Annotated in this window: 10 protein-coding genes and 2 rRNA genes; 5 read left to right on the top strand and 7 right to left on the bottom strand. The window is 38.4% G+C overall.

All coding sequences use genetic code 11. The features are described 5' to 3' along the window. Positions 1-166 precede the first annotated feature (166 nt). Positions 167-2,515, top strand: a complete 2,349-nt coding sequence (gene lptD, locus GG9_RS08180) for an LPS assembly protein LptD (protein WP_005629882.1) — start codon at positions 167-169, stop codon at positions 2,513-2,515. An 87-nt stretch (positions 2,516-2,602) separates the two neighbouring features. Here lptD and proS read toward each other — a convergent pair whose 3' ends face one another. Next, complete coding sequence (gene proS, locus GG9_RS08185) at positions 2,603-4,321, bottom strand: proline--tRNA ligase (protein ID WP_005629880.1); 1,719 nt, start codon at positions 4,319-4,321, stop codon at positions 2,603-2,605. 273 nt (positions 4,322-4,594) lie between these two features. Between proS and GG9_RS08190 the strand changes: the two genes are divergently transcribed. Further along, positions 4,595-5,413 carry a glycosyltransferase family 32 protein gene (locus tag GG9_RS08190; RefSeq protein ID WP_005629879.1) on the top strand — a complete coding sequence of 273 codons (819 nt, stop codon included), beginning with the start codon at positions 4,595-4,597 and terminating at the stop codon, positions 5,411-5,413. A 129-nt stretch (positions 5,414-5,542) separates the two neighbouring features. Here GG9_RS08190 and recQ read toward each other — a convergent pair whose 3' ends face one another. Further along, the gene (recQ, locus tag GG9_RS08195) at positions 5,543-7,390 is read right to left on the bottom strand and encodes a DNA helicase RecQ (protein WP_005629877.1); all 1,848 of its coding nucleotides are present in this window, start codon (positions 7,388-7,390) and stop codon (positions 5,543-5,545) included. A gap of 1 nt (position 7,391) precedes the next feature. Next, positions 7,392-7,697, bottom strand: coding sequence for an iron donor protein CyaY (gene cyaY / locus GG9_RS08200; protein ID WP_005629875.1), 306 nt, complete (start codon positions 7,695-7,697; stop codon positions 7,392-7,394). A gap of 96 nt (positions 7,698-7,793) precedes the next feature. Between cyaY and lptM the strand changes: the two genes are divergently transcribed. From lptM to GG9_RS08210, 3 genes are all read left to right on the top strand, one after another. Continuing rightward, on the top strand, positions 7,794-7,910 hold the full coding sequence (gene lptM / locus GG9_RS09675; protein ID WP_005629873.1) for an LPS translocon maturation chaperone LptM: 117 nt from the start codon (positions 7,794-7,796) through the stop codon (positions 7,908-7,910). Between the two features lie 48 nt (positions 7,911-7,958). Next, the gene (lysA, locus tag GG9_RS08205) at positions 7,959-9,206 is read left to right on the top strand and encodes a diaminopimelate decarboxylase (protein WP_005629871.1); all 1,248 of its coding nucleotides are present in this window, start codon (positions 7,959-7,961) and stop codon (positions 9,204-9,206) included. A gap of 205 nt (positions 9,207-9,411) precedes the next feature. Next, on the top strand, positions 9,412-10,038 hold the full coding sequence (locus GG9_RS08210) for a response regulator (RefSeq protein WP_005629869.1): 627 nt from the start codon (positions 9,412-9,414) through the stop codon (positions 10,036-10,038). A gap of 56 nt (positions 10,039-10,094) precedes the next feature. Here the strand turns inward: GG9_RS08210 and GG9_RS08215 are convergent, their stop codons facing one another. The 4 genes from GG9_RS08215 to GG9_RS0108390 all read right to left on the bottom strand — a co-directional run. Next, on the bottom strand, positions 10,095-10,535 hold the full coding sequence (locus GG9_RS08215) for a DUF2489 domain-containing protein (protein WP_005629867.1): 441 nt from the start codon (positions 10,533-10,535) through the stop codon (positions 10,095-10,097). Between the two features lie 3 nt (positions 10,536-10,538). Then, on the bottom strand, positions 10,539-11,099 hold the full coding sequence (yihI, locus tag GG9_RS08220; RefSeq protein ID WP_005629864.1) for a Der GTPase-activating protein YihI: 561 nt from the start codon (positions 11,097-11,099) through the stop codon (positions 10,539-10,541). Between the two features lie 181 nt (positions 11,100-11,280). Further along, positions 11,281-11,396: ribosomal RNA gene (gene rrf / locus GG9_RS0108395) — 5S ribosomal RNA — on the bottom strand. Positions 11,397-11,554: 158 nt separating this feature from the next. Then, positions 11,555-12,478, bottom strand: a 23S ribosomal RNA gene (locus tag GG9_RS0108390); the annotation flags it as partial.

Here is a 12,478-nt window from a genome sequence, read left to right as displayed (position 1 = left end):
AATCTACACCTTAATCAGTTGGTTGTTTAGTCCAACTTTTGGGGTGCAGATCAAAATTATAGAAAACTCTAGATACATCCCATCAACAGTTTATTGAAAAATATTACTAGCCTTGAGCTTTTTCCAGTATAATCTGACCAATTTTCTGACAAATTAAAACAAGACGATGAATAAAAAACACACTTTAATTTCACTTGCTATTTTGACCGCACTTTATAGCCAACAAAGTTTGGCGGATTTGCATGAACAATGTTTAATGGGCGTGCCAAAATTTAGTGGTGAAGTCGTGACGGGTGATGTGAATTCTCTGCCTGTATATATTGAAGCGGATAATGCAGAAATTAATCAGCCAAATGATGCGACCTATCAAGGTAATGTGGATTTGAAACAAGGTAATCGTCATTTGTTAGCACAATCTGTGCAGGTCAAACAATCAGGAAACCAGCCAACGCCTTTACGCATGGCTTATGTCCGCAATGGGTTTGATTATAAAGATAATCAGATCAATATGTTGGGTAAAGATGCAGAGTTTAATTTAGATAGTCACGATGGTAATTTAACAAATTCAGAATATGAGTTTGTCGGTCGTCAAGGTCGCGGTAAGGCCGATGATATAACATTAAGTAATAATTATCGCGTAATGAAAAACGCCACCTTTACTTCATGTTTGCAAGGTGACAATGCTTGGGCTGTGGATGCATCAGAAATCCGTCAATACGTGAAAGAAGAATATGCAGAAATGTGGCATGCTCGCTTTAAAGTACATGGTGTTCCTGTCTTTTATACCCCTTACTTACAATTACCCATTGGAGATCGTCGTCGTTCTGGCTTATTGATTCCAAGTGTGGGAACATCTAGCCGAGATGGTCTTTGGTATGCACAACCCATTTATTGGAATATCGCACCTAATTACGATCTTACTTTTACCCCGAAATATATGTCTCGCCGTGGTTGGCAAGCAAATGGGGAATTTCGCTATTTAACCCCTATTGGCGAAGGTAAAGTAGCAGGAGAATATCTAGGTAAGGATCGTTACTCTGAATATTCTAGTGATAATCGAAAACGCCATTTGTTCTATTGGAATCACAATTCTAGCTTTTTACAAAATTGGCGCTTAAATATTGACTATACCCGAGTAAGCGATAAACGTTATTTCAGCGATTTTGAGTCCGTTTATGGTCGAAGTACTGACGGCTACGCAAACCAATATGCTCGCGTAGCTTATTATCAACCAAATTATAATTTTTCTCTTTCTGCACGTCAGTTCCAAATTTTTGATGATATTGTAAACATCGGCCCTTATCGTGCAATGCCACAATTAGATTTCAATTATTACAAACATGATTTGGCTAATGGATGGTTAAATTTCAAATTACATTCACAAGCTGTTCGTTTTGATAATGACAGTGAATTAATGCCAACTGCATGGCGTTTCCATGTAGAGCCTAGCCTAAATTCTTTAATGTCAAATAAATACGGCAGTTTGAATATTGAAACTAAACTTTATGCTACTCGCTACGAGCAGAAAAAAGGTTCAGGAAAAAATGCAGAAGACGTGCAAAAAACGGTAAATCGAGTTATTCCACAATTTAAAGTTGATTTACAAAGCGTATTAGCACGCGATACAACATTCTTAAAAGACTATACACAAACCTTTGAACCGCACGTACAGTATTTATATCGTCCTTACCGAAATCAAAGCAATATTGGTTCAACACTTAATAATGAATATTTAGGATTTGGTTACGATTCAGCATTAGTACAGCAAGATTACTATTCGCTATTCCGCGATCGCCGTTATAGTGGTTTAGACCGAATTTCATCGGCTAATCAAGTTACCTTGGGTGGCACAACTCGTTTTTATGATATTGGTGGCGAAGAACGCTTTAATTTATCTGCAGGTCAAATTTATTACTTAAGTAATTCTCGTATTGATGAAAATCCAGCAAATAAAACCCCTACTTCATCATCAGCTTGGGCATTAGAATCTAATTGGAAAATAAGTAATAAATGGCATTGGCGTGGCAGCTATCAATTTGATACCCATACCAATTCAACATCATTAGCGAATACATCATTGGAATATAATCCTGAAAAAAATAATTTAATTCAGTTAAATTATCGATATGCGAACCAAGAATATATTGACCAAAACTTGGGTAAATCAGCTAATGCCTATCAACAAGATATCCAACAAGTGGGATTGGTTGTAGGATGGGAAATTGCGAATAATTGGGCTGTAGTAGGACGCTATTATCAAGATTTGGCTTTAAACAAACCTGTAGAACAATATCTAGGCGTTCAATATAACAGTTGCTGTTGGGCTACAGGTGTTGGTGTAAAACGCAATGTCACAAGCCACCAAAACCAAACAAGCAATGAAATTGTTTATGATAATAGTATTGGCGTAACCTTAGAATTAAGAGGTTTAGGCAGCAATGACCATCAAAGCGGTATTCAAGAAATGCTAGAAAAAGGAAAACTACCTTATATTCGAGCATTTAGTTTGGATTAAACATTGTTCAATATAAATGTTAGATCAACAAAAAGAGCGGCTATTTTTAGCCGCTCTTTTATCACAATATACAAAATAAAATGCTTATTAGAGATTACCTAACTTTTCGTTTAAAACACTGAGCAGTTTATCTTTACTAATCATTTCTTTTTCACCAGAACGACGGTTCTTATATTCAATTTCGCCATTGTCTAGGTTTTTCTCGCCAATTACCACCATATGCGGTACGCCGATAAGTTCCATATCGGCAAACATTACGCCTGGGCGTTCTTTACGATCATCAAAAATCACATCTATGCCTTGTGATTGTAAAGTGCGGTAAAGTTCTTCAGCATATTTTTGCACGGTTTCAGATTTGTACATATTCATTGGTACAATCGCCACAGTGAATGGAGCAATTTCATCTGAAGGCCAAATAATACCGCGATCGTCATGATGCTGTTCAATCGCTGAAGCCACCACGCGAGTTACGCCGATACCGTAGCAACCCATTGTCATCACAAGAGGTTTACCATCTTCGCCTTGCACGGTCGCTTTCATTGCTTCAGAGTATTTTTTACCCAGTTGGAAAATATGTCCTACTTCAATACCACGTTTGATTTGAAGAGTGCCTTTACCATCCGGACTTGGGTCACCTTCCACTACATTACGTAAATCAAATACTTCTGGCATTGCTACATCGCGTTCCCAATTCACATTGAAATAATGTTTTCCATCGATATTCGCGCCACAACTAAAATCAGACATTAACGCCACAGTGCGGTCAATAATTGCAGGAATATTAAGATTTACCGCGCCTAATGATCCCACGCTCGCACCAATTTTTGCTTTAATTTCAGTTTCGTCCGCAAACTCAAGGGGATCTGCCACTAACGGATGTTTTTGTGCTTTGATCTCGTTTAATTCGTGGTCGCCGCGAATAATCAAGGCAACAAGCGGTTGATTTTCGTCAGCACCTTTCACAATTAAGGTTTTCACGGTTTTTTCAATCGGCAGATTGAATTGTTCTACTAACTCCGCAATGGTTTTCGCATTTGGTGTATCCACCAATGTCATTTCCGCCGTTGGTGCTTGGCGTTCGCCTACAGCAATTGCTTCTGCCAATTCGATATTTGCCGCAAAATCCGATTCTGTTGAGAACACAACATCATCTTCCCCGCTTGAAGCTAACACTTGGAATTCGTGAGAAGCTGAACCACCAATAGACCCAGTATCCGCTTGTACCGCACGGAAATCTAAGCCTAAACGGTTAAAAATGTTACTGTACACTTGATACATCACATCATAGGTTGCTTGCAAACTTTCTTGGGTAGTATGGAAAGAGTACGCATCTTTCATAATAAATTCACGCGAACGCATTACACCAAAACGAGGGCGTACTTCATCACGGAATTTTGTTTGAATTTGGTATAAATTAAGTGGAAGTTGTTTGTATGAAGAAACTTCACGGCGTATTAAATCTGTAATCACTTCTTCGTGAGTTGGCCCAAGTACAAAGTTACGGTTTCCACGATCTTCAAAACGAAGAAGCTCTGGGCCATATTGATCCCAACGACCAGACTCTTCCCATAATTCCGCAGGTTGCACCACAGGCATTAACACTTCAATTGCCCCGCCTTTGTTCATTTCTTCGCGAATAATCTTTTCCACTTTTTTCAATACGCGAATACCCGTCGGCAACCAGTTATATAAACCTGATGCCATTGGGCGAATCATACCTGCACGCAACATTAATTGGTGGCTCACGACCTGAGCATCATTTGGCGTTTCTTTAAGGGTGGAGAATAAATATTGACTTGTACGCATTGTTTAACCTTAGATTCTAAGAACTGAAAAAATTGGCGCAAGTATAACAAAAAGTGCGGTCATTTTTAACCGCACTTTTAACACTTAGTCATTATTTTACCCCTTCGCCAAAATTGCCTTATGTTCTTGAATAATTTAAGTTAGGATCTATATAGATTTTGGTAAAGTGATATGATTTAATACGATTTGGAAAGTGTGAACAAATTATATCTATTTTCTTTAGGAAATACTTTTTATTTCTTCTAACTAGATAGTAAATTCAGAGGTAATAATGTGTCAGTCAGTCAGTCAGTCAGTCAGTCAGTCAGTCAGTCAGTCAAATATAAAAATTTTATTGTCCTATGCAACGGTCTTTTCCGTTTACTGGGAAACATTGTAAAAATCCTGAGTTATCCATTTCACGCCCTTTTTCCCAAAAAACGTTTTACTATCCCCGAATTCAGCTCTGCAAAGTTAAGTACAAATCGCCAAGATAAAATCAACCGTACCATTTGGCAAACCAATTATTCAAATAAAGTAACTCTGCCAATGTATTGCAACTATTTGTTTAACCGCTTAATGTCTTTGAGCTACGATTACCGCTATGTCAGCACAGAAGAGCGTGAGGAATACATTAAAGCCTACGCAGAGCCACACGTTTTTAACGCTTACAACCAACTTACTGACGGTGCTGCGCAAGCGGATTTCTGGCGTGTATTTATTCTCTGGCGTGAAGGTGGAATTTACATTGACATCGACGGACATTTGGTTTTCCCACTCTCACAAATTATTACCGAGCAAGATTCAGAAGTGCTGATCAAACGCCACGATAAATATACCAACTTCTTCCTTGCGTGCGAAGCGGGACACCCAATTATGAAAGCCACACTAGATTTAATTGTAGAGAATATCGAAAACCGCCGTATAGACGGAGGCGTTTTTGCAATGACAGGCCCTGAAACATTAAATACAGTAATTAACCCTAAAATGATAAATACTCGTCGGGATAAAGTCACGTGCGCTCAAGGCACATTTACCAACGAATACTTCCAATATATCGACAAGCCACACAGTAAGTGGATTTACAAAAAGAGTGAGGATCTGTTGAAATAGAGATAGAAAGGTTTGCTCGCTTTTTGCTTTTAAGTGGTCATTTTAAGTTGTTATCTGGTTTATTATCTTTTTCTCGGATAAATAAATTTAACTTAATAAAATAAACAAATACAATTTGCCACTATTATTCTACCCCTTCGACAAAATTGCCTTATGTTCTTGAATAAGTTTAATAAAAGGCTGCCCAAAGCGTTCTAATTTAATTGAACCCACGCCATTAATTTGCAACATTTCAATATTGTTCGTTGGCATATATTGTGCCATTTCTTGCAACGTCGCATCATTAAAGACAATGTATGGCGGAATATTTTCTTTATCGGCAATTTGTTTGCGTAAGAAACGCAGGCGTGCAAATAAATCCTTATCATAATTTGCAACACCTTGACGTTGTGGATTATGGACAATTTTACTGATTGAAGAAATACGAGGCATTGCCAATTCTAACTCTTCTTCGCCTTTCAAAATCACTTTCGCACTTTCGGTAAGCTGCAACGTTGGATTTAGTTCACTGATGACCTGTTGCACAAAACCCAAATGAATAAGCTGACGAATGACAGACTGCCAATGCTCTTTGCTTTTATCTTTTCCGATACCATACACTGAAAGTTTATCGTGTTGGCGTTCAATAATTTTCTGATTTTGCATTCCACGCAACACCGCTATCACATAATGAGCACCGAAACATTGCCCCACTCGATAAATAGCAGACATTACTTTTTGCGCATCGACTAGTCCATCATATTTTTTAGGAGGGTCAAGGCATATATCACAGTTATTACATACTGTTTGTCGATGCTCGCCAAAATAATTGAGAAGAACTAAACGGCGACAAGTCTGGCTTTCTGCAAATTCGCCAATAGCTTCTAATTTATGCTGCTCAATCTGACGCTGTGGCGTTTCTGGTTTTTCTAAAAGAATTTTTTGTAACCAAGCGTAATCCGCTGGTTCATAAAACAAAACCGCCTCAGCAGGCAAATCATCACGTCCTGCCCGACCTGTTTCTTGATAATAAGATTCAATGCTACGAGGCAAATCAAAATGAGCAACAAATCGCACATTGGATTTATTAATCCCCATTCCAAAAGCAATGGTTGCGACTACTACTTGCACATTATCACGCTGAAAATCCTGTTGCACACGATCACGCCGTGCCGTTTCCATTCCCGCGTGATAAGCTGCGGCAGAGACACCTTTATTGCATAAACTTTCCGCAATTCGTTCAACCTTGTTTCGACTGTTGCAATAAATAATCCCACTCTTGCCCTTTTGAGCCAACACAAAACGTGTCAATTGCTCCATTGGTTTATATTTTTCTTCCAAGGTATAACGAATGTTTGGTCGATCAAAACTACCAATATATTTATGCGGATTTTCCAGATTAAGATGACTCAAAATATCTTGTCGAGTTGCGTAATCTGCCGTTGCAGTAAGTGCCATAATCGGAGCATCAGGGAAACTCGCTTTTAAACCACCAAGCTGGGTATATTCAGGACGAAAATCATGCCCCCATTGAGAAATACAGTGTGCTTCATCAATTGCAATAAAGCTGACTTTACTATAAGAAATAAGTTGAAAGAAACTGTTCGTCATCACTTTTTCTGGCGACACATAAAGCAGTTTAAGTTGTCCAGAAATAAGCTTATTTTGTACTTGTTGCTGCTGTTCTAAAGTCTGACTAGAATTAAGAAAATCTGCCTCAATGCCATTAGCTTGCAGCTGATCCACTTGATCTTTCATCAAGGAAATCAGCGGAGAAATCACTAACGTTAAACCCTCAAAACAAAGGGCGGGAATTTGGTAACAAAGCGATTTGCCATTCCCGGTTGCCATTACCACCAAAGCATCTTGTCCGTTTAAAGCGGCATTGATGACTTCTTCCTGCCCTTTACGAAAAGATTGATAACCAAAAACCGATTTCAAAACAGAAAGTGCGGTCGGTTTTTCTATTGTTTTTGATGGTAAAGGAGAATCCTGCATTTTAGAACTGCACGTTCTCGCCATGTGCAGCACAGGCCTCAACGAAACAATCCCAAAAACGTTTTCCATCATTAGACACCCAGTCGCCATTTTTAAACGCAAAATGGAAACCGCCTAATTTACTTGCAATCCAAAGCTCAAGCAGTGGCTCTTGTTTGTTAATCACTATTTTAGTGTGATTATCAAAAGTGATTGTAAATACAGAACCTTGCGTTTCGCAATCTACATCTGCGCCTTGATTTTCCAATTCTTCTTCAATTTTTTGCCAAATTTGTTCTATATTTTGGTGAAATTCTGCAATATTCATAAAATTTTCCTGTTTAAATCTGATAGAATGCGACAAATTATAAAGCCTTTCTCAAGCTTGTGAAAGGCGGATTTACCGATAAGTGAGAAAGAAAAAATGAAAAAATTACTATTAATTTTAGTACTTAGTTCAGTTTGCATATTCGCTACAGGATGTGGCGTAAAAGGTTCTTTATATTTTCCTGAAAAAGATCAAGCTCAACAAACTCAATAATCTATTATCCAATGATAATTCCAAAAATAACTAAAACAGGCACACAACATGAATTTTTTCCAATATAAACACAACAAACTTTATGCCGAAGATATTCCAGTTCAACAACTTGCTGAACAATTCGGTACGCCCCTCTATGTATATTCTCGTGCAACACTTGAACGCCATTGGCATGCTTTTGACTCTGCTTTCGGTAAGCACTCTCACTTAATTTGTTTTGCCGTGAAATCTTGCTCAAATATTGGCGTGTTAAATATTATGGCAAAACTTGGTTCAGGCTTCGATATTGTCTCGCAAGGCGAACTTGAGCGTGTACTAGCAGCGGGTGGCGATGCATCAAAAGTGGTCTTTTCTGGCGTTGCTAAATCCCGAGAAGAAATTATGCGCGCATTAGAAGTTGGAATCCGTTGCTTTAATGTGGAATCAGTTTCTGAACTCAAGCACATTAACCAAATCGCGGGAGAAATGGGTAAAATTGCCCCTATTTCTTTACGTGTAAATCCAGATGTTGATGCACATACACACCCTTATATTTCAACAGGATTAAAAGAAAATAAATTTGGCGTAAGTGTAGATGAAGCCCGAGAAGTGTATAAATTAGCCTCAACGCTGCCAAACATAAAAATAACAGGGATGGATTGCCACATAGGCTCACAGCTCACTGAATTACAACCATTTTTAGATGCCACAGATCGCTTAATTATCCTAATGGAACAATTAAAAGAGGATGGCATTAAATTAAAACATCTCGATCTGGGCGGTGGTTTAGGCGTAACTTATACCGATGAAACGCCACCGCATCCAAGCGATTACGCAAATGCGTTATTAGAAAAACTAAAAAATTATCCTGAACTTGAAATTATTCTTGAACCAGGTAGAGCAATTTCTGCAAATGCAGGGATTCTAGTAGCAAAAGTACAATACTTAAAAAGCAATGAAAGCCGTAATTTTGCCATTACCGATACAGGAATGAATGATATGATTCGCCCAGCATTGTATGAAGCCTATATGAACATCATAGAAATTGACCGCACTTTAGCAAGAGAAAAAGCCATTTATGATGTTGTAGGACCTGTTTGTGAAACATCAGATTTCTTAGGAAAACAACGTGAGCTTTCAATTGCCGAAGGGGATTATATTGCTCAATGTTCTGCTGGTGCCTATGGAGCAAGTATGTCATCAAACTATAACTCAAGACCCCGCACTGCAGAAGTTTTAGTAGATGGCGATCAATCCTATCTAATTCGTCGCCGAGAAACCTTACAGGAACTTTGGGCATTAGAATCGACCATTTAATATTTCTTATCTTAAAAAAGAGCGGTAAAAAATTATCTATTTTTCTACCGCACTTTTTCTATTTTTATCCATCAATAAACCTACCTCAAATAGTAAGTTTGTGAGATAAATCAAATTTTTTTCTATTCTAGATTGGCATAGAATTGAATTCTTTATAAAATGTCATGCTTTTTAAAGTGGACTTCTAACCACTAAAGGAGAAATTATGCAAGATAAACTAAAAGTTTTATTGATTGACGACCATCCGTTAATGCGTCGTGGCATTAAACAACTTGTAGAATTAGACGATAACTTTGAAGTGGTGGCTGACGTAAGCAGCGGCACAGAAGGGATTTCTGTGGCATTACAAACATCACCAGATGTGATCATTTTAGATCTCAACATGAAAGGACTTTCTGGGTTAGATACACTTAAAGGATTACGCGCAGAAGGCATTGATGCACGAATCTTAATTTTAACAGTGTCTGATGCAAAAAATGATATTTACACTTTAATTGATGCTGGTGCAGATGGTTATTTGTTAAAAGATACGGAACCAGATACATTGCTAGAGCAAATCAAGCGTATAGCACAAGGCGAAGTCATTCTGAGTGATTCTATTAAAAATTTATTATTAGAACGTACTCACGAAGATAATCCGTTAGACAGCTTAACAGATCGCGAAATGGGCGTACTTCGTCAAATTGCAACTGGCTTATCAAACAAACAAATTGCAGCACAACTGTTTATTTCAGAAGAAACCGTAAAAGTACATATCCGTAATTTATTACGCAAATTAAATGTACATTCTCGTGTTGCCGCAACCGTGTTATTTTTTGAACAAAATCGTTAAAAATAATCATAAAAAGTGCGCTAAGAAAAGTTAGCGCATTTTTTAAATTACAATATTTAAATTATCCGAATAGATTTAATATCTTCTAATAAAATATACAATTCTTGTTTAATATCTTTTTCAAACTGTACTTCTGCACTTTCTCGCTCTAAATCCAGACGCATTCTTTCTCTTTTTTCAAGCAATTTACGATCATCATGTGTAGGCATATCACGCACAACTTCATATAAGTTGGCCATCGCAGGATAAGTAGATAAATTCTTACCAAAAGGCATTAATAGCATTGTAAGACGAATTACGCCTTCAGAAAGATTACATTCTCCAGACTGCATTGCACGAGCAATAATATCAATACTCTCTTTTAATCGTATAACCCGATTATTCTTAGCTTTAGCAATCAATTCCTTTTGAACTTTTAACTGCTTTAATAAACGGATTGCATATAGAGTCAATCCAGTTACCAAGAAAAGTGCAATGACAAAAAATATCCAAATCATAGATTACCTAAATTGATTAATATCGATACGCTCGAAAGTGCGGTATAAATCATCTTCGCTTTCATCTTCGTCTTTAATGCCAAGTTCTTCCATTAATTCAGAAATTCTATCTAAGCATTCATCTACAAATTGTTGATCTGCTTTACTAATAGCTTTACCTGTATCTAAAGCATCCAATAATTCATTAAGAATTTCATTATTTTCCAGATTTTCAAGTTCTTTCATTGGATCTTGTTTTTTCGCCTGTTTTATTACAGGAATTAATTGACCTTTTTCAGGCTTATTAATAAATTCAACAACCAACGGTATCTTTTTCTTACTACCAATTTTTGGATCTTTAATTTCATTTTGAAGTTTATTCGCTTTTTCTTCAACCACACTATGACGAGATCCTGAAGCTAAACCTTTATGCTTACGTTTTTTCTTATCTTCACGAGCTTTCGCATCTAATTCATAACGTGTGAGTTTTTTACCCGAACGCGATTTCGGCATTTCCGGTTTTTTATCCGCTTTGCGGATTGGCATAATATCACTAATTTTGCGCGTTTTTTTCTTACGAGCCATTTAAGGTTATCCTTTTGAAAAAATTTGGTGGATTGTATCATTGGTGGGGGATTTTCTCACTAATAAATACAAACTTTATCTATACTTATTTTGCTAAAGTATAAACTTCCAAAAAAACAAAAACCCCAGTCCTTCAACTGGGGTTCTTCTGTTTTTATGTAATTTAGATTTTTATTTAGTAACCCGGCGGTGCCCTACTCTCACATGGGGAAGCCCCACACTACCATCGGCATTACAGCGTTTCACTTCTGAGTTCGGTATGGTCTCAGGTGGTTCCACCGCACTATCGCCGCCGGGATAATTCATTGATAACTTGCTCTGTTTGTTTTTTATCTTTTACTACTTCACTTTTTTTCGTTTTTCGTTTCTCTTGTTCTTATCGGCAACAAGCTGAATAGTTAGTTTAGTTAATTTCTCTTCTCTCACTCTGTTTTCCAAAAACACTTGAGCGTTGTATAGTTAAGCCTCTCGGGCAATTAGTATCTGTTAGCTCAATGACTCACATCACTTACACACCAGACCTATCTACGTCTTCGTCTTAAACAACCCTTACTGTCTTAAAGACAGGGAGAACTCATCTCTTGGCAAGTTTCGTGCTTAGATGCTTTCAGCACTTATCTCTTCCGCACTTAGCTACCCGGCAATGCGTCTGGCGACACAACCGGAACACCAGTGGTGCGTCCACTCCGGTCCTCTCGTACTAGGAGCAGCCCCAATCAATTCTCCAACGCCCACGGCAGATAGGGACCGAACTGTCTCACGACGTTCTAAACCCAGCTCGCGTACCACTTTAAATGGCGAACAGCCATACCCTTGGGACCTACTTCAGCCCCAGGATGTGATGAGCCGACATCGAGGTGCCAAACACCGCCGTCGATATGAACTCTTGGGCGGTATCAGCCTGTTATCCCCGGAGTACCTTTTATCCGTTGAGCGATGGCCCTTCCATTCAGAACCACCGGATCACTATGACCTACTTTCGTACCTGCTCGACTTGTCTGTCTCGCAGTTAAGCTTGCTTATACCATTGCACTAACCTCACGATGTCCGACCGTGATTAGCAAACCTTCGTGCTCCTCCGTTACGCTTTGGGAGGAGACCGCCCCAGTCAAACTACCCACCAGACACTGTCCGAGACCACGTTTCGTAATCTTCGTTAGAACATCAAACGTTAAAGGGTGGTATTTCAAGGTCGACTCCATAATCACTGGCGTGACTACTTCTAAGTCTCCCACCTATCCTACACATCAAAATTCAATGTTCAGTGTCAAGCTATAGTAAAGGTTCACGGGGTCTTTCCGTCTAGCCGCGGGTACACCGCATCTTCACGGCGATTTCAATTTCACTGAGTCTCGGGTGGAGACAGCCTGGCCATCATT

This window comes from Haemophilus haemolyticus M19501 (assembly GCF_000222025.1).
Classification (GTDB): Bacteria; Pseudomonadota; Gammaproteobacteria; order Enterobacterales; family Pasteurellaceae; genus Haemophilus; species Haemophilus haemolyticus_G.
This window is presented reverse-complemented; position numbering and strand designations above follow the sequence as displayed.